We start from the raw sequence: 18,601 nt of genomic DNA on the forward strand, positions 1-18,601 counted from the left end.
TTTTTATCATTAAAATTCAATTTTATAACTTAAGTTTGGAATAACTAACGTGCTTTTACTTAGTTCAATTTGTTGATTTTGAAAGTTATAATTATGTCCTTCATAGATAGGAGCTCCCAAAATATTTTTCATTTGAAAGGAAAAAACACTTGAACTTTTACGATGATTGATGCGATAATTTAATGTTAAATCAGCATATATCAATGTTGGAAAAGATTTTTCGAATGCTCTGCTTTCATCTTTGATAATTATTTTATTATCAATAGATTTATTTTCTATAATGGGACTATAACGTTCACCTCCAGTAACGGAAATCCGAGCATTTACATCAAACACACGACTATTATTTTTAAAGAAAAATTCTTTTCCAAACAAAGCATTTAACACGTAATTTTTGTTGTAACGCGTATTATGCCACACATTGTCTCCAGCTTTGTATTTTGCATCAAAGAGAGAAGCTGTTAGCAAATAATAATAATTGTTATTCAAGAATCTTTCGAGTGTAATGTCGATACCGAAATTTCTCCCTATAGTATTGTTTATTAAAGTTTTATGAAGTGCGTAATCTTGTTTAAAGTTAATAAGCGAGTATGAAGAATTTGCTTCCCCTGGCACGTCATAAATGTGTTGGTAATAGAGTTCTGTTTTCAATCGTAAATTTGAATTCAAACGCCAATCGTGTCCTACAATGAAATGATGTGCTTTGGAGAGTTTCAAGTTTTTATTAGGTTGTTGTTCATTGATTTTTAACATATAAATATTGATAGCTTCAGGACGACTATGTTTTCCATATCCTAAATTCAAACTATGTTTTGGAAGAAAATTCCATTGAAATCCTAAACGAGGTTCGATGACAAATTCATTACTCAAATCGAAATATCCAGTATATAATCCCGTATTAATAACCATTGATGGAGATAAATTGTATTGCATTTGTGCAAAAATTTCTGACATATTAGTAGTTCCTTTATCATCAATAAGTTGAGCATATGTCAGAGGTAGATTATGGTCTTGAGTACTGCTTAAATCATATTTGTAAAAAAGTTGCTTGTGGGTAATTCCGGTTTTAAATGTAGTTTTTGAAGAAAAACGATGGTTAAGAGTTGTTCCAAAGGTAAATGTACCCGTGATATTTTTTAAATCCATATCTGGTGTAAAATTTTGTAAATCATCTGCAATTCTTTTAGTTATAATCGTAGTATTTACACCAGAAAGAGCCAAATTCGATTGTAAAAAAGAGTTTTTTCCTGTTTTAATTCGATGTGAAATTCCCGTTGCTCCCAAGTATGTTTCCCATTTGTTTTCAATGCGGTCAAAATCAATTTTCCATTCTGTTGGATTAGTTTCAGCTTTTTTACTGGTATTGTCTGTTCCACCAATTCCCCAGAAAGAAAAAGTTCCCATTCGTTGAGTTGAAAAATTCAGTTTGAAAGAAAGGTCTTGATATTTTAATCGTTGTTTAGACGGAATAACATCCAAATCACCCAATAGCCCAAAAGTGGAATATCGATAATTGAATAAATAAGATGATTCTCCTGTTTTAGAAAAAGGTCCTTCAGAGGCAAAATCAATTCCCAAAACACCAATTTGAGCTGTATGTTCTCGTTTAGAAGTATTTCCTGTGCGTAATTTCATATCAAAAATGGCAGCCGTAGCACTTCCGTATTCAGCTGGAAATGCTCCTGATAGAAAGTCAGAATTTCCCAAAACTTGATTACTAAAAAGCGTAACAATACCGCCACCAGCTACGTTTCCTCCCGAAAAGTGATGTGGAGTAGGGATTTCAACCCCTTCTAATCGCCATTGCACACCTTGCGGGGCGTTCCCACGAACAATAATTGAATTATCTTGTAAATTACCTGTGGTGACTCCTGCATAAGCAGAGACCATACGCGCTGGGTCATTCATTCCTCCTGCATAACGAGAAGTTTCTTCTACTGAAAATGACCTCGCACTTACTGTTGCCATTGTATTTAATGGACGTTCCTTTTGGAGTGAAGCTTTTACAACTACTTCATTGAGAACAGTAATATCTTCTTTCAAAGCAATTTCAATCACAACTTCTTTTCCTGAAGTAACCATTACTTGAGTCAAAATAGTTTCATAGCCCACGAATGATATTTGTAAATTATGTCGTCCAACAAGAAGATTTGAAATAACAAAATTTCCGTTTTCATCAGTGCTTGTCCCAATAGCAGGATTTGAATTTTTTATCAAAATAGTAGCTCCCATTATTGGTTCGTGGGTGGCTTGGTCAAAAACTTTTCCTTTTAAAGTCTGCTCTATGGACTGACCTTTCACAGAAAAAGAAATCAATAATAAAAAAGTGAATGCGTAAAAATGTGTAAAAAAAGTTTTCATTTGTTCTTTGTTTTAGAATTCAATGCAAAGATGAAACAATAGTTTACACATATCGTCCAAACCCATATAATTGGACAATAAAGAAGTCCTAACCGATAGGCTTATACAATTAATATTCAGTTAATCAGCTAAATATGATTTTTATTGAAATAGAAAAATAATTAGAGAAATTTTTAAAAATATTCTTTTACTCTTGATTTTTTATAAATTTCAAAGTGGAATACAAGCAGAGAAGGGGAGAATTATGATTAGAATTGTCCTAACTTTATTGAAAAAGATTATAGAATTTTTAAGTATTTCGTGATTTTATAAATTCGGAAGGGGTTTCACCTGTAATTTTCTTAAACACCTGATTGAAAGAAGATTTAGAATTAAATCCTGAATCGAAAGCTATCGCTAAAATATTTAAGTTTTTATTTTTAGGGTCATTAGTGCGTTGAATAAATTCTTTTATACGATAGGAATTCACGAAATCATAGAAATTTTTTTCTTCGTATTGATTGATAACTTGTGAGAGGTTATTTGTTGATACTCCCACTTGTTCAGCTAATTGTCCCAAAGTGAGTTTAGGTTCAAGATACAATTTCTCGTTATCCATTATCGTGAGTAATTGCTGATGTATTGCTTGTGCTTCAGTCTGTTTTAATCCTGACTTTCTGTATTCAGTAGGTTTACTTTCGATAATAATATCTTGAGGTTTTATATTTTTTGCACCAAAAATCCCTTGCTGACGAATGCCTAAAAATCCCATTGAAGTAACAAGTAACACTATCAAAACAAAACCAATTAAATCAGAATTAAATCCAAAATTTAAATTAAAAACATATTGTAGCAACAAAATAATCGTTACTGACAGGAAAATAATTCCAATACCAAGAATAATGAAACGAAGCCATTGTAAACTTATTGTATCTCTATAAGCAAAATTCTGACTTATAAGATTCTGGTAATTAGTGATTTTCTTATAAGCTAAAACAGAATACACAATTCCCAAAATAATATAAAGCAGAAATGTAGCTACAAAAAAATATTGATACGAACTATTAAAATCTTCATTATCAATTATTTGTTTTTGTTCAGCAGTATATCCAAAGAAAAAGGGAAACATACAAAGGTACGTTACTACAAAAGGCATAAAATGAAGATAGTCTCTTAAGTGGAAACGCTGGTTAGCACGCAAAGAAAAAACAACATAGAGATACAAAAAAGGAGCATAAAGCAACGGAAAAGGATGTGTAATTCCCACTAAATGAGGATATTTTTGCCAGTATCCTAAATAGTACATATAGTAACTAAGCAAATGCACAGATATAAATATCAGCCAAGTACCTAAAATATTATCTGACAGGGTTTTACCTTTCTTTGTAAACAGCAGAATTGACAAAAAAGAAGAAAGAAAAATTCCAATAGTGAAAATTGTATTCATTTCATTTACTAATGTTATTCTAAAGTCACCAAAAAACAACAACAGAGAAAGGGCAAACAAAACTACAAAGCTACCTTTATCAAATTTTGATTTCGTTTTGATAAAGGTAACTTATTGATAATTAGAGTTTAATTTTTCTGTTCTCGATTGAAATAAACCAAATAGTAATACATTTGCTTTTCCTCGTCCCAACCTTTTTCAATAAATTTTTCAGCTGATTCGGGGTTGACAAAATCCATTCGTATTTGAATATTAGTATCTAAATCAATTACATTTTTAATTTTTTTTCGAACATCTGAAACTGCTTTATTTGCTATCGGAAAGCTCGAAACATCTTCAATCTGGTATTTAGGTCCTTTTTCAACTTTATAATGCTTAAATTCAGGAATAAGTTCCGGATTATCAATTACTTCATTCACAAAAGAAGTTTCTTCAAACTCATCGTTTTTTGCAAAATAATTAATCGCTCGATTCATAAACATCACTTCTTGCTTTTTATCTTCTGCTGGAAGAATTACGTCTTTTGCAAAATCTTGACTGAATTTCAGATATTTTTTTGTGTAAAAATTCTCATCAATCAAAGCATCTACACCAAGAAAATTTTCGAGCCAGTATTTCGTATCATAACGATTGCTATCCACCGAAAGCAACTTGTAACCGTCTTCTTTATTGACGTTGAAAATGATACACCCTTTATCCAATTTATGAATATTTACACCTTCTTGAATAATGATATCCAACTGATTTTGATTCTCTTCGAACTGCAAAAAACTGTGTTTCATTTCCGATTTGAAAATCCCCACAGCAGTTACTTTATTGTTATCCAAATAAATATCGTGAAGGAGCGTAACATACAACTCTCCACTTTTAATGTGCGGATGATTAGACTGATTATAAAGATGTTGAGCTATTTTTTTTGAAACGGAATGTATATTATTTTCATTTTCAAAAATTTCAGAAACTAACTGATAAAGTTCATTGAATTCCACATCTACATCGTGTGTAAATCGGAAATAGTTTTCTTCTTTTTCCCGAAAGGGTTTGAAGAAATATTCTTTAAGCAAACCTACTATTTCATCATTGAGTGAATAAGGTTGCTCGGAGAGAAATAAAGGTTCGTTTTTACTCTGATTTCCAATACGATGAATAGATAAACTATCTATGTGTGTGGTGTAAAGATTTAGCATAAATTTTTAATACTTTTTCTGAAAGAAAATTGATTTTCCAATTAATAATTATTTGTAAAATAGCCAAAACATTGCTTTACTTTTTGTTCAGTTAGGAGAATTAATAATAATCTTCTTCTCTGAAATTGTCGTAATCCTCTTCGTCCATATCAAAATCGCTGAACTCATCTTCAAATTCATTAAAATCATCAGATTCGAAGTTTTTTTCAGGAGCTTCAGCAGGAATTGAACCGTGTGCAAAAAGTAGGGAAGGGTAGGTAACTCCGTTTTCTTCTTCAGCAATCTCTACGAGTTCGACAAAGAAAGTCCACATTGAGAAGAAGTCATACACATACAATAATTTAGGCTCTTCCTCACTTACCACAGAATCAATAGAGGTTTCCTCCATCAAACGAATTTCACCACTTTCTGAAAGGTCAAAAAGTGTGATTTCCTCACCTTGATTCCAATCATCATCGGTTAAGTAAAACGATGCCATTTCGTCACCCGCAAACCCAAACGATTGTACAATAACGTTATGGAAGTCTTCCAATGAAGCCTCTCCTTGAATTACGATATCACGAAAAACGTCTTCTTTAACATCAAGTATAACTCTGAATTTATATATCATTTCAAATTTTATTTATCTTTCCATTTTCTTGCTAAAAGTGTGTTTTTCAGTAGCATAGCAATTGTCATAGGTCCTACACCACCAGGAACAGGAGTGATATAATCTGCTTTTTCTTTAACTTGCTCAAAATCAACATCTCCTACAATTCGATAACCTTTCGGAGCATTTTCATCTTTCAAGCGAGTTATTCCCACATCAACTACTGTAACCCCTTCTTTAACCATATCAGCCTTTAAAAATTCAGGAATTCCCAAGGCCATAATGATAATATCAGCCTGTTGTGTAATTTCTTTTAAATTAGGTGTATAGCTATGTGTAAGCGTTACAGTTGCATTACCTGGATTTCCTTTTTGGCTAAGTAAAATACTCATCGGGCGACCCACAATATGCGAACGACCAACCACCACCACGTGTTTGCCTTTGGTTTCTACATTGTGGCGTTTCAAAAGTTCCATAATTCCAAAAGGAGTAGCAGGAATGAAAGCCTCCATATCCAATGCAATTTTCCCAAAGTTGGCAGGATGAAAGCCATCTACATCTTTTTCAGGGTCAACGGCCATCAAAACTTTTTGACTATCAATATGTTTTGGCAAAGGAAGCTGAACTATATATCCATCAATTTCTGGATTTTTGTTCAGTTCTTCAATTTTTCTTAGTAACTCTGCTTCAGTTATTTCGGCTGGAAGTTCTATCAAAGTAGAATCAAAGCCAACCTTTTCACAAGCTTTTACTTTGCTATCCACATACGTAAGACTTGCTCCATCTGTTCCTACCAAAACCGCTGCTAAGTGAGGAACTTTTCCACCTTTAGCTTTAATTTCTTTTACTTCTTCAGCGATTTCTTGCTTAATTTGCTCCGAAGTTTTTTTTCCGTCTAATAGCTTCATATCATTAAATATTTATATTATCAGTTTGAGGTTAGTTAGTTATTTATCAATTTCTTATATATGGAATTTTAAAGTTATTCTTCAGTTTCCAAATAGTTCTTTAAATGCTTGATTGATTTAAAATTTTTGAAAGTTATTTTTGTATTGCTTTTTTCAATTTCATTAATTATTTTTTTTAGTAATTCCATTGGATTTTCCTCTTGTCCGTACAAATTTTCATCAAAATTGATTCCAGCAACGATGCTATCTTCATACATTCCCAAACACCAAAATTCTATGAATTCTGAAAGTGGAATTTCAGAAACTTGATAGCTTTTCCATTCTTCTTTTTTACAACTTTCAGCCAATGATTTATCTGACCAAAAAGGAAAAACAGCGAGTGCTTCTCCCGTCTGTTCTATAATAAAATCATTAGAAGAACAAACTGCCTGTTCTTCATTTTTTTTTAATGTAAAAAGTAGTTTATTTTCAATTATTTTTTGGATAAAATCGTGCATTATTTGAAATCGTAATTTTATAGATTTATTCAAGATGATTAAGATATTTCAACAGAATTATCGTCGCATTCCTTGCATCATTTGCATCATTTTTCTGCCTCCACCACCTTGCATCATTTTCATCATTTTGCTCATTTGCTCAAATTGTTTCATCAACTGATTTACTTCTTGAATTTCTCTACCACTGCCTTTTGCAATTCGTTTTTTTCTACTTGCATCAATAATAGAAGGCGTACTACGTTCTTTTGGCGTCATCGAATAAATAATAGCCTCAATATGTTTGAATGCATCATCATTGATATCAAGGTCTTTGACAGCTTTTCCAACTCCAGGGAGCATTCCTAAAAGGTCTTTCATACTTCCCATTCGTTTAATTTGCTGTATTTGTTCAAGGAAATCATCAAAACCAAACTGATTTTTAGCGATTTTTTTCTGTAATTTTCGTGCTTGTTCTTCATCAAACTGCTCTTGGGCTCTTTCTACGAGTGAAACCACGTCTCCCATACCCAAAATACGGTCAGCCATACGCTCTGGATAGAAAATATCAATAGCGTCCATTTTCTCACCCGTACCAATGAATTTGATAGGTTTGTTTACGACAGATTTAATGGTTATGGCAGCCCCACCTCGTGTATCACCATCTAACTTTGTGAGGATAACCCCATCAAAATTAAGCACATCGTTGAAAGCCTTTGCTGTATTTACAGCATCTTGCCCAGTCATTGCATCAACTACAAATAACGTTTCTTGTGGATTGATTGCCTTATGAATGTTTGAAATTTCATTCATCATTTGCTCATCAACCGCTAATCGACCTGCTGTATCGACAATCACAACGTTATGACCATTGGACTTGGCGTACTGAATTCCTTTCTGAGCAATATCAACAGGATTGTTATTTCCTTTATCAGAAAAGACCTCTACACCAACTTGTTCCCCAACAATATGAAGCTGGTCAATCGCAGCAGGACGATACACGTCACAAGCAACGAGCAATGGTTTTTTATTTTTTTTCTTTTTAAGGAAGTTAGCTAATTTACCCGAAAAAGTAGTTTTACCCGAACCTTGCAAACCTGACATTAAAATAACGGACGGATTCCCTGATAGATTTACCCCAGAGGCATCTCCTCCCATAAGTTCAGTAAGTTCGTCCTTAACGATTTTAACCATCAACTGACCTGGTTGCAAAGACGTTAATACACTTTGCCCGAGTGCTTTTTCTTTTACTTTATTGGTAAAATCTTTTGCTATTTTGTAGTTAACATCGGCATCAAGCAAGGCTCTACGTACCTCTTTAAGCGTTTCAGCAACGTTAATTTCGGTAATTTTTCCGTGCCCTTTAAGGTTATGTAGGGCTTTTTCTAACTTATCACTTAAATTATCAAACATAATTTCCTATTTATTGAATATGCAAAGATACTAAAAAAGTGAAAATGAGAAAGTGAAAAATGAAAAAGTTTTGAGAGGCAGAAAATTGTGATAAATTACGACAAAAAAATAAGCAACAAGTAATAAACTTATTGCTTATTTGTATGATACAAAGTATGTTACTTTAGTATGTTTGTTCTTTTTTCTGCATTACAGCTCCTGCAATGAGAGATATGATTAAACCTAAGAATAGATTCCATACAATTGAAATTGGTAAGGCAAATACAGGAGACATAAATTTCCTACTTATTTCGATAGCTCCATCTAACTGCTGTTGTGTTAAATTTGGATTTGCTTCAATCATAGCAGCTCTCTGAACATCAAGTATCTTATTATTAAAATCTGGTTCAATTACCGTAGTGAAAAGTAGGGAATAAACAGCTTCAATAATAGCCATAACAAGTGCGATTCCAATACCTACTTTTAATGCCTGACTTAATCTTAAAAAATCTGAATTCTCTGTCTTAAATTGTTTTATACCCAAAACAATAAAAAATATCATCAAGGCAAATTTTAGTATTGTACTAATTATTCCCATTAATGTATTTCCAGAGTAAGTCATTCCTGAAACATACATAATAACATTGACAAGAACTATTGCAAGTCCTAAATACAATCCATTTTTAAGCATAATGTTTTTGCTGTTTACTACATTTGTTTCCATAAAAATAAAATTTTAGTTAAAAATCATTTGCCAAATGTATAAAAATAAATTTCAATTACAAATTATTCCTAAAAAATGTTTTAGATTATAATTATTCTGATTTTATTTCTTCTTTTTCTTCCTCTGGAAAAATTTCTATTTGAGGTTCTTTCAAAGTTTCTTTGTTAGCAATACTTCGTTCGAGGGCCAACAACAGACTTGGCAAAAACAATAAATTCGTAGCCATTGCAAAAAGTAGTGTTACAGAAACCAACCCTCCAAGAGCTTTTGTCCCACCAAATCCTGATAGTAAAAACACTGAAAATCCGAAAAGTAACACCACAGAAGTATAAAACATACTAACCCCCGTTTCACGTAATGCTGCATAAACCGATTTACTAATTTTCCAATTTCGGGCAACCAATTCCTGACGATATTTTGCCAAAAAGTGGATTGTATCATCTACCGAAATCCCAAATGCAATGCTGAAAACTAATATTGTAGAAGGTTTCAGTGGAATTCCCAAAAATCCCATCATTCCAGCTGTTATTAATAATGGTAAAATATTTGGTATTAAGGATACTACAATCATTTTGAATGAACGGAACATATAAGACATTATCAATGCAATCAAGAAAATTGCCAATGACAATGAATAAATCAAGTTTGTTACTAAATACGTTGTACCTTTGGTAAATAAGTAAGCTTTTCCTGTAATTTTCAGCTCATATTTATCCTCAGGAAATAGTTTTTTAGCTTTTGTATAAATACTTTCTTCAATCTGTTGCATCTTTTTCTCCGTACCAATGTCTTTCATAAAAGTTGTGATACGAGCTGTTTGTCCTAAAGAATCTACATAAGACGACAACATTTGCGTATTTCCTTTGGAATTTCGTACGTATGACATTATAAAATTTTGCTCCTGTGTGGTAGGCAATTCGTAATAGTCTGGATTTCCGTTATAGTACGTTTGTTTCGCGTATTTTAACAAATTTAGGATTGAAATTGGTTTTGAAATTTCTGGAATTTCGTTAATGTGTTCACAAAGCTCTTCCAATCGTTTGAGAGTGGGTAAGCGTGTCACTCCATTTTTTTGTTTTGTGTTAATAACAATTTCCAGAGGCATAATTCCGCCAAATTCTTTTTCAAAAAAGAGAATATCATCAAAAAATGCAGCCGATTTTGGCATATCCTCAATCAAACTACCTGATATTTTTATTTTATAAATTCCAATAATACTTGCCACTAGCAAGGTCACTGCAACCGAAAAAACCGCAAAACGATGATGTTTTACTGTGTTTTCAAGCCATCGAATAAGTCCACTAATCCAATTTCTATTCAAGTGACGCAAATGCTTGGCTTTCGGAATTTTCATAAAACTATAAATAATCGGAATAATAAGCAAAGAAAGAATGAAAATGGAAATAACACTTAACGAAGCGATTATTCCAAATTCTTTCAATAAATCACTTTCTGTAAATATGAAAGTAGCAAAACCGATGGCTGTTGTTAAGTTCGTCAGGAGTGTTACATTACCTATATTACGTATGACACGTTGCAATGATTTAGCTTGATTTCCGTGTTTGTTTATTTCTTGTTGATATTTGTTAATCAAGAAGATACAATTTGGAATTCCGATAACAATTACTAACGGAGGAATTAGCCCTGTTAGTATAGTAATTTCATAATCAAACAATCCAAGAAAACCAAACGTCCACATAACTCCGATAGAAACTACTGTCATTGAAATGAACATTGCTCGGAATGAACGGAAAAACAGAAAGAAAATAAAAGAAGTAGTAAACAAAGCCGCCGCAATGAACAAGCCTATTTCGTCAATGATACTTTGAGCACTAAGTGTGCGTATGTATGGCATTCCCGAAGTATGAACCTTTAGCTTAGTTTGCTGCTCAAATTTTTCTACCAGAGGAATAAAATTATTGATAATAAAATCTTTACGAGCTTTAGTGTTTATGATTTTTTTATCCATATACACCGCAGTTTGCAAAGTTCCTGTTTCTTTGTTGTAAATTAATCCCTCATAAAAAGGTAATTTTTCCGCAAGTATTGTTTTTATACTATCAGCTTGTTTCTGGGTTTCAATTTTGCCATTCAGAAGCAATTCTGTAGTAAAACTTTGTTTAGCAGTATCTTTTGCTAGAATTGGAAGATTCTCAACGGAGATAACAGCATTTATTTCTTTAAAACGTTTCAATTCTCTGCTTAACTCATTCCATTGATTGAGTACATCAGGAGTATATACGTTTTCATCTTTGATAGCTAAAAGAATTAAATTACCTTCTTCTCCGAATTTAGATAGAAAATCTTTGTATTCCAAATTTACGGGGTGGTCATTGGGGAGCATATTTGCTTCTGTGAAAGTAAAACGAATGCTTCTCCACTGAATTGCTAAAAATATAGTAATCAATGCTATACCTATCAGAAGCGTAATTCTGTTTCGTAGTATTAAACGAGCAATGGTTGTCCAAAATTCTGCTTTAAACCATTTAATCATCAGTAAATTTTTAAAATATTCGTGCAAAATTAATAATTAATTTCCAGATTCAGAATTTAATTTCTTAATTTGCCTCAGAAAAATAATTAACTTTTAGAAGAAAAGTCAAAAAAGAAAAAAGAGGTAATGAACTAATTCAATCTACCTCTTTTTTTAAAAAAAAATTTTGACCAATATTTTATTTCTTCAGTGGTGGATATTTTTCCAAGATTTTATTTACAAAGTTGGCGATGGCTTCTTCCTTAGCTTCTACACTTCTGGGAATGTAGCCAGTTCCCTTACCTTGCCAAATGAGTTCCTTTTTTTTGGCATCAATGATTTCAATGTAAAGTGTTCCTTCCGCACTTGAACTTACATTATAGTAAGAACCTCCCCAAAAAGGTCCCCAGCCCCAACCCCAATAATAGGGAGAATTATTGTAAATATTAATATTTTCACGCTCTCTTGTGAAAATATTTACCAAAAAATCAGGATTGTCAGAAACCACCATTCCTTTTGTATTCAGATTATGTTCAATGGCACGTAAAATTCGCTTCTTGTCCAAATCCGAAATCTGAGCTTTGTCCACTCCCTCTTTAAAGAATGCATACGATTTGTAGGTAGAAAAATCCGCTTTTCCATCATAATCTACTGCAACCATTACACTTGCACACGAAAAAGAAGTCAGAGCAACAAATAAAACAATGATAATTGATACTGCATTTTTCATATTTTATACTTTTTATTGATTGAACAACTTATACAAAGTTAATAGCAAAATTCATACCGAAAATCATTATTTCTGTCAGCTAAGTGAACAAAAAATATAAAATGAAAGAATAAAATACCTAATACACTAAATTCCAAATTCAGTTTTTATTTTATCCACAAAATCCAATTTTTCCCAAGTAAACAATTCTACTTCAATCGTTTTAGTTTCATTATAAGGCGACGTAAAAACTTTGGTTACAGTTTCAGGCGCACGTCCCATATGCCCGTAAGCAGCTGTTTCACTGTATATTGGATTACGAAGTTTGAGTCGTTGCTCAATATCATAAGGTCTTAATTTAAAGATGTTTTGTACTTTTTTAGCGATTTCTCCATCTGTTAAATTCACTTTTGATGTACCATACGTATTTACGTACAGACCTGTAGGTTCAGCAACTCCAATAGCATAACTTACTTGTACCAAAATTTCGTCAGCAACCCCAGCGGCGACCATATTTTTGGCGATGTGACGCATTGCGTAAGCAGCACTTCTGTCCACTTTACTTGGGTCTTTTCCTGAAAAAGCACCGCCTCCGTGAGCTCCTTTTCCGCCATACGTATCAACAATAATTTTTCTGCCCGTTAAACCTGTATCACCGTGTGGTCCTCCAATAACAAAAATCCCTGTAGGATTAATATGATACTTTATCTTCTCGTCGAAGAAAGGTGCGTACTGCGGATATTTTTTAATAACTCTTGGAATTAAGATAGTTACAATATCATTTTTGATTTTTTGTAACATTTTTTCCTCTGTATCAAAATCATCGTGTTGGGTTGAAATTACAATTGTATTGATACGAATGGGCTTATTATCATCACTATATTCCAAAGTAACTTGGCTCTTTGCATCAGGACGAAGATAGGTAATTTCCTTATTTTCACGACGTAATTCAGCTAATTCCTTTAACAAAGCGTGAGATAAATCCAACGCCAAAGGCATATAATTTTCTGTTTCGTTAACAGCATAACCAAACATCATACCTTGGTCACCAGCACCTTGTTCTTCTGGATTTCCTCTATCAACACCTTGGTTAATATCGGGTGATTGTTCGTGAATTGCCGATAAAATTCCGCAAGAGTTTGCCTCAAACATATATTCGCTTTTGGTGTAGCCAATTTTACGAATAACATTTCTTGCAATTTGCTGAACATCAATATATGTGTTCGATTTTACTTCACCAGCTAATACCACTTGCCCTGTAGTTACCAAAGTCTCACAGGCAACCTTTGAGGTTGGGTCAAAAGCTAAGAAATTGTCAATAAGTGCGTCACTAATTTGGTCTGCGATTTTGTCTGGATGTCCTTCTGAAACGGACTCGGAGGTAAATAAATATCCCATTTCTATAAAATTTTTTAGAAAGGAAGATTTTAGGCGATAACTGCAATTTTCATTAATTCATTTCTTATTAAAGAAATAATTATTTAGCAATTATAAAGCAATGTAAATCACTGTTTTAGCATTTTTTTGGAAGTTCCAAAAAGAGGTTGCAATCAGTCCAAATCTTTCCTCTTATTATTAATTCGGGTGCAAAGGTACAAAAACAAACAAAAATAGAAAAGGGAAAAAGAAAAATTTTACAACCCGACAACAATTCCCACGTTAGGAACAAATCCTGTAGAAAATATGCTTTTATTTTTATTGTAAAGTATATTATATGAAAAGCCGAGCTGCATATAAGCTCTTCCACCTAAATGTTGCATATAACCACCTCCCACATATAATGCATTTTCTCTCACATTGTACGAAGTTTTGGTAATTTTGTGTTTTTGTGATACAAAATAATGCTGAAAAGAAGAATTTAGGAAAAAATTTCGTTGTATGTAATAATTAACAGAAGGACCAAATCCTAAAAGATTATTTTTATAAAATTCTGTATTTTGAAATGTATAATTCAAATTTGCTGCCACTTCAAAAGCCTCAGTTACTTTGTAACCAACTCTTGGTGTAATAAAAACTCCCAATCCATAACTTCCTCCTGAAAGACCTACATTCCCACCAAAAGTCCAATTATTTGGAGAATAAGTTTTTGAAAATGAGGAACTTCCTTGCTGAGCTATCAAAAAATTACAGATAAAAATAAAACCAAACGTTAAAATTAATCTCTTCATAATAAAATATTTACACTGCAAAAATAAATAAATACAATAGTTAAGCAATTTTTTATCTACTATAAAAATGTTAATTAACAATTTTTTATCCACTAAGCTCTTGTTTTTTAATTTATATGGATATAGCTTTGCATCGATTTTTGTTATAGTATAATAACCATATGTTATGAACAAGATATTCCGTGTAATTTGTTTATTTATTTTAAGTATTTCAACACATCTAACAAAGGCAGAAAACATTGTTTTTGAATCTATTAGTGATTCCATTAATTCAAAAGAATATGTTACTTTGGCTCTAAAGAAAATGGAGACAAACATCAAAGATGTTTATGATGAAATTGGGGCAGAAGAATACGATTTAAACTTTGAAGCTTTCAGATACGCCTACATTGGTTATCAATCTCTTAGAAAACAACAAAGACTAAACGATAAAGAAATCTTTTCAATTATTGACTTCTCAAAGGATTGCAACACAAAACGCTTCTACACAATTGACTTGGAAAATAAGCAAATTATCTACAACACCTATGTTGCACACGGTAAAAAAAGCGGAGAAAAAACCCCCACTTCATTTTCAAATATCAAAGAATCCAACAAAAGCAGTATTGGCTTTTATATCACAGGAAAAACCTATATGGGAAGTAGAGGATTTAGCTTACAACTTCACGGTGATGAAAAAGGATACAACAGCAATATGGCCGAACGTGGTGTGGTAATCCACACAGCTGATTATGCCAGTGAGGATTACATAAAGAAAAATGGTCGTATGGGAAGAAGTTTGGGATGTCCTGTGCTGCCTAAAGATATTTATAAACAAGTTATAGAGACTATCAAGGAAAAGACGATGATTTTTGCTTACTACAACAATCCGAAATATTTAAGTTCTTCTAAATACCTAAATGTCCTAAAATTAATAGAATATTCTATGCTTTAATATTTTAAGGTTGTCATAAAAAAACAGGATAGCAAAATTGCTATCCTGTTTTTTTAATCTTGAAATTTTCTTAATTCTTTGAGTTGTTCTTGATCAAATCCATATATATCATTTTTGATAATCAAATCTCCTTTTTCATCAACCCAAGCAGTTATGTAAAGCATATTTACTAAAAATTTGGTATTCAATTTTATACGTCTCTGATTTCTTCCTGAATTCATTGCTTCGACCACTTTTTCTCTTGTCCAATCATCTTGATTTTTTAAAAGAAGATACGCTAATTCTGCAGGTTCTTCCACACGAATACATCCGTGGCTTAAAGCTCTATTTTCTCTTGCAAATAGCTTAGGAGAGGGTGTGTCGTGAAGATATATACTCATATCATTTGTTAAAATAAATTTTACTAAACCTAAAGAATTTCTGGCAGATGGAGCCTCTACAAATCTGAATTTTCGTTTGTTAATATCAGAGCTTTTCCAATCAACTGTCTTTGGATCTATTTTTTTTCCATTTTCGTAAAGTGTATATCCACGTTTTTGATATTTTTCAGGGTCGGATTGAGATACAATTTGTGGAATCATCTCATTTTTTATAATACTCTGAGGAACAGTCCAAGTAGGGCGAAATTCAACATATTTTAACGTGTCTATAAATACAGGTGTAGCTGTATATTCTTTCCCAACAATTACATTCATTTGATGAATCATAGAATCTTTATGATAGATAAACATCTTGAATTCAGGAATATTCACAACAATGTAATCATCACCTAAATCATTATTTAGTAGTCGTATACGCTCCATATTAAGTTGAAGTAAATCACGTTTTTGAGAAAGAGTCATATTCAAATAATAAAGAGTTGATTTACCAGGAATTCCATCTGGTTTAATTCCTTTATCTTCTTGAAATTGCATCAATGCTTTCAACAAAGTACTATCTACCTGATTAGCCGAGTTTTCTGGAATTGCTTCATAGCCTTTTTGTGCTAAATTCTGTCTTAAATTTTCTACTGACTTGTGTTTATATCCCACTAAAAATTCTTTTGGTTGAGGAATCGTAACCTCTATTATTGAATCTTCTTCAGTATCTTTTAATGTTTTGTATTTTTCACTCATTCGCTTATAAAGAGAATGCTGAGGATGTAAAGCGTCAACAATTTCTGATAGTTTTTCATCATCTTTTATTTTCAACAATATTTCCAAATCATCTCTATTCTTTTTTGAACGTTTCCAAATGTGTTTTCCGTGAGCTAATTTTGTGATACGTCCACGTCCTAAATGATTGGTTAACAACAAAAAAGAAGATGTGATTTCTTTATCCAATTTTTCAATTTCTGAAAGAATAGGGGAGGAAGTATAAAGATTTTCTACAGATTGTAATAAAAGTTTATGATTATAGGTTTCAGGATTTAATCCGTAATTTTCGGAATTTTCCAGAATTTTCATATACTCATAAAATAATTTCCCTGGCTTGGTTTCGTAAAGCCAACGCGTTTGAAATCCGTTCTGTTTATAAAAATTCTTAGTGTCATTAATAACAGATTTTCTGAGTACACTATCTTTTATAAATATCTGATTAAAAGATTTTTGCGTAGTGTCAGATAAAGAAACCATTTTAGGACTTTCATAGGTTTCTCGTTGCTTAATTTCTTCAACAAGTTCTTTGGGCGTCTGGTTTTTGCAACTTTGTAAAATTATAAATACTCCTAAAAGTACAAAAAAATAATTTTTCATTCTATTAAATTGAAAGTTAATAATATAGTAAATATACATTGATTTATTTAAACAATTTCGTTTTCTCTAAAAAATAATAATATTTTTTCAATATATTTTTTCAAATCCTGCTTATTTGTATCAAAATCTAAATATTTGATGTATTTTTTAATTATCTCAGAGTCATACTGACTTTTTTCATTGAATATTATTAAAGCTACAATCAATAATTCAATGGCTAAAATTTGTTCTATATTTTTAATCACTTCATAACATTTCACTGCTGAACTTCCGCCCATTCCTTTAATATCAGTCATTTTTTCAGTAAAAATAGGGCTTTCTACACTTACGGGAACCGATAATCGTTTATTTTCTGCCAAAATCCCCTCAGTTATACGCTGAAGAACTGTAAAATTTAAAAACATAGCCAAATTTTCTTCGTTATTCTGTGTACTTAAGGTAGAAATTAAGTAAAAAATCCTTCTTTCTGAGATATTTCCTAAACTTGTTAAAGCAATTGATAGAAAATCTAAGCCAAGTGATAAGGGTAAGGTATGCGAATTTCCTCCAAAAATAACTTGTTTTTTTTCTGGGAAAACTAAAAGATTATCTGTGGTTGAATTAATTTCGGTTTTAATAATTTTTCGTACGTATGCAATTGTATCTTTTACTGCTCCGTGTACTTGCGGAATAGCACAAAAAGCCTCAGGAGCTGAAGAGGAAACAACTTTATTGATATTTAATTTATTACTATTCATTAAATTACGAATAGAATCCGCTGTTTGAATTTGCCCTTTGTGAGGACGTACGATCTGCACCTGTTCCGAAAAAAACAAACTATTAATTCCAAAAACTTGTACCGAAATTGAAGATATAAAATCAGATATTTTACACAATTTCAATGCTTTAATAAGATTACAAGCCCCATAAGCAGTCGTAAGTTGCGTGCCTCCTAATAAAGCTTCAGCTTCCTTATTTCTTAATTGTATAGGCTTCCAACCAAACTTGGCTTCCAACTCACAAGTAGAAAATACCTTTCCATTAATGCGAACTTCTCCTTCTCCGATTAAAGGTAATGATAAGTGAGCCAGAGCAATACGATCATCTGGAGTGTTTTTTGAGTACACCACAGGAAGAATGTTATTATTGAAAAAATCAAGTAAACGTTCAACAATTTCCAAACGAACACCGCTAAAACCATAGCACAGCGACTGAATTTTAAGAAATAACATAAGTTTAACAACTTCGTCAGAAATAGTCTCTCCAATCCCACAGGCATATGATTTTAACAGAAAATACTGATTGTTAATATCTTTTTCTTTAAATTGCTCTGAAATATCTTGGCTCAGAAAGGCGTTACATTTTTGGACATTAATTATTGCTTCTTCCGATAATTTTAACTTTACATCATTAGTGAGTATCGACTCGATATGCTCCAAAATAAGCACATCATTAGATATATAGTGAATCATACTTATTCATTATTTCGAAGTACAAATATATATTTTTTTTGAATATACAGAAAATTACCCATTTAAGTCAAAA

At 32.0% G+C, this 18,601-nt stretch carries 15 protein-coding genes; 1 reads left to right on the forward strand and 14 read right to left on the reverse strand.

Annotation, left to right across the window (positions count from 1 at the left end):
* Positions 1 to 9: 9 nt before the first annotated feature.
* The 12 genes from CGC48_RS00220 to CGC48_RS00275 all read right to left on the reverse strand — a co-directional run bounded on the left by CGC48_RS00220 (position 10) and on the right by CGC48_RS00275 (position 14,410).
* Complete coding sequence (locus tag CGC48_RS00220; protein ID WP_095897300.1) at positions 10 to 2,361, reverse strand: TonB-dependent receptor; 2,352 nt, start codon at positions 2,359 to 2,361, stop codon at positions 10 to 12.
* A gap of 289 nt (positions 2,362 to 2,650) precedes the next feature.
* Entirely contained in the window at positions 2,651 to 3,787 is a 1,137-nt protein-coding gene (locus CGC48_RS00225; protein WP_095897301.1) for a helix-turn-helix domain-containing protein, read from the reverse strand.
* Between the two features lie 128 nt (positions 3,788 to 3,915).
* Positions 3,916 to 4,974 carry a nucleoid-associated protein gene (locus CGC48_RS00230; protein ID WP_018278910.1) on the reverse strand — a complete coding sequence of 353 codons (1,059 nt, stop codon included), beginning with the start codon at positions 4,972 to 4,974 and terminating at the stop codon, positions 3,916 to 3,918.
* Between the two features lie 100 nt (positions 4,975 to 5,074).
* Entirely contained in the window at positions 5,075 to 5,584 is a 510-nt protein-coding gene (locus CGC48_RS00235) for an IS1096 element passenger TnpR family protein (RefSeq protein ID WP_095897302.1), read from the reverse strand.
* A gap of 8 nt (positions 5,585 to 5,592) precedes the next feature.
* Complete coding sequence (gene folD, locus CGC48_RS00240) at positions 5,593 to 6,471, reverse strand: bifunctional methylenetetrahydrofolate dehydrogenase/methenyltetrahydrofolate cyclohydrolase FolD (RefSeq protein WP_095897303.1); 879 nt, start codon at positions 6,469 to 6,471, stop codon at positions 5,593 to 5,595.
* Between the two features lie 74 nt (positions 6,472 to 6,545).
* The gene (locus CGC48_RS00245; RefSeq protein WP_095897304.1) at positions 6,546 to 6,968 is read right to left on the reverse strand and encodes a DUF2750 domain-containing protein; all 423 of its coding nucleotides are present in this window, start codon (positions 6,966 to 6,968) and stop codon (positions 6,546 to 6,548) included.
* 57 nt (positions 6,969 to 7,025) lie between these two features.
* Positions 7,026 to 8,357: a signal recognition particle protein gene (gene ffh, locus CGC48_RS00250; RefSeq protein ID WP_041993324.1), complete on the reverse strand. Its 1,332-nt coding sequence runs from the start codon at positions 8,355 to 8,357 to the stop codon at positions 7,026 to 7,028.
* Positions 8,358 to 8,520: 163 nt separating this feature from the next.
* Positions 8,521 to 9,060 (reverse strand): DUF4199 domain-containing protein, encoded by a 540-nt coding sequence (locus tag CGC48_RS00255; RefSeq protein WP_095897305.1) that lies wholly within the window; start codon positions 9,058 to 9,060, stop codon positions 8,521 to 8,523.
* A gap of 91 nt (positions 9,061 to 9,151) precedes the next feature.
* On the reverse strand, positions 9,152 to 11,554 hold the full coding sequence (locus tag CGC48_RS00260; protein WP_095897306.1) for an efflux RND transporter permease subunit: 2,403 nt from the start codon (positions 11,552 to 11,554) through the stop codon (positions 9,152 to 9,154).
* 178 nt (positions 11,555 to 11,732) lie between these two features.
* Positions 11,733 to 12,263, reverse strand: a complete 531-nt coding sequence (locus CGC48_RS00265; RefSeq protein ID WP_041996986.1) for a DUF4136 domain-containing protein — start codon at positions 12,261 to 12,263, stop codon at positions 11,733 to 11,735.
* A 126-nt stretch (positions 12,264 to 12,389) separates the two neighbouring features.
* On the reverse strand, positions 12,390 to 13,640 hold the full coding sequence (gene metK / locus CGC48_RS00270) for a methionine adenosyltransferase (protein WP_095897307.1): 1,251 nt from the start codon (positions 13,638 to 13,640) through the stop codon (positions 12,390 to 12,392).
* A gap of 236 nt (positions 13,641 to 13,876) precedes the next feature.
* Positions 13,877 to 14,410 (reverse strand): hypothetical protein, encoded by a 534-nt coding sequence (locus CGC48_RS00275; protein ID WP_095897308.1) that lies wholly within the window; start codon positions 14,408 to 14,410, stop codon positions 13,877 to 13,879.
* A 166-nt stretch (positions 14,411 to 14,576) separates the two neighbouring features.
* Between CGC48_RS00275 and CGC48_RS00280 the strand changes: the two genes are divergently transcribed.
* On the forward strand, positions 14,577 to 15,344 hold the full coding sequence (locus CGC48_RS00280) for a murein L,D-transpeptidase catalytic domain family protein (protein WP_095897309.1): 768 nt from the start codon (positions 14,577 to 14,579) through the stop codon (positions 15,342 to 15,344).
* A gap of 53 nt (positions 15,345 to 15,397) precedes the next feature.
* Here CGC48_RS00280 and CGC48_RS00285 read toward each other — a convergent pair whose 3' ends face one another.
* Positions 15,398 to 17,077, reverse strand: a complete 1,680-nt coding sequence (locus tag CGC48_RS00285; protein ID WP_098029708.1) for a L,D-transpeptidase family protein — start codon at positions 17,075 to 17,077, stop codon at positions 15,398 to 15,400.
* Positions 17,078 to 17,124: 47 nt separating this feature from the next.
* The gene (locus CGC48_RS00290; protein ID WP_095897310.1) at positions 17,125 to 18,528 is read right to left on the reverse strand and encodes an aromatic amino acid ammonia-lyase; all 1,404 of its coding nucleotides are present in this window, start codon (positions 18,526 to 18,528) and stop codon (positions 17,125 to 17,127) included.
* Positions 18,529 to 18,601 lie beyond the last annotated feature (73 nt).

It is taken from the genome of Capnocytophaga cynodegmi (genome assembly GCF_002302475.1).
Classification (GTDB): Bacteria; Bacteroidota; Bacteroidia; order Flavobacteriales; family Flavobacteriaceae; genus Capnocytophaga; species Capnocytophaga cynodegmi.

Bases quoted from the DNA above. Each gene is read 5' to 3' on its own strand.
- CGC48_RS00275 (WP_095897308.1), bottom strand. From the start codon at position 14,410: ATGAAGAGATTAATTTTAACGTTTGGTTTTATTTTTATCTGTAATTTT.
- CGC48_RS00255 (WP_095897305.1), bottom strand. From the start codon at position 9,060: ATGGAAACAAATGTAGTAAACAGCAAAAACATTATGCTTAAAAATGGA.
- CGC48_RS00235 (WP_095897302.1), bottom strand. From the start codon at position 5,584: ATGATATATAAATTCAGAGTTATACTTGATGTTAAAGAAGACGTTTTT.
- CGC48_RS00285 (WP_098029708.1), bottom strand. From the start codon at position 17,077: ATGAAAAATTATTTTTTTGTACTTTTAGGAGTATTTATAATTTTACAA.
- CGC48_RS00220 (WP_095897300.1), bottom strand. From the start codon at position 2,361: ATGAAAACTTTTTTTACACATTTTTACGCATTCACTTTTTTATTATTG.
- CGC48_RS00290 (WP_095897310.1), bottom strand. From the start codon at position 18,528: ATGATTCACTATATATCTAATGATGTGCTTATTTTGGAGCATATCGAG.
- CGC48_RS00225 (WP_095897301.1), bottom strand. From the start codon at position 3,787: ATGAATACAATTTTCACTATTGGAATTTTTCTTTCTTCTTTTTTGTCA.
- ffh (WP_041993324.1), bottom strand. From the start codon at position 8,357: ATGTTTGATAATTTAAGTGATAAGTTAGAAAAAGCCCTACATAACCTT.
- CGC48_RS00260 (WP_095897306.1), bottom strand. From the start codon at position 11,554: ATGATTAAATGGTTTAAAGCAGAATTTTGGACAACCATTGCTCGTTTA.
- CGC48_RS00265 (WP_041996986.1), bottom strand. From the start codon at position 12,263: ATGAAAAATGCAGTATCAATTATCATTGTTTTATTTGTTGCTCTGACT.
- metK (WP_095897307.1), bottom strand. From the start codon at position 13,640: ATGGGATATTTATTTACCTCCGAGTCCGTTTCAGAAGGACATCCAGAC.
- folD (WP_095897303.1), bottom strand. From the start codon at position 6,471: ATGAAGCTATTAGACGGAAAAAAAACTTCGGAGCAAATTAAGCAAGAA.
- CGC48_RS00280 (WP_095897309.1), top strand. From the start codon at position 14,577: ATGAACAAGATATTCCGTGTAATTTGTTTATTTATTTTAAGTATTTCA.
- CGC48_RS00230 (WP_018278910.1), bottom strand. From the start codon at position 4,974: ATGCTAAATCTTTACACCACACACATAGATAGTTTATCTATTCATCGT.
- CGC48_RS00245 (WP_095897304.1), bottom strand. From the start codon at position 6,968: ATGCACGATTTTATCCAAAAAATAATTGAAAATAAACTACTTTTTACA.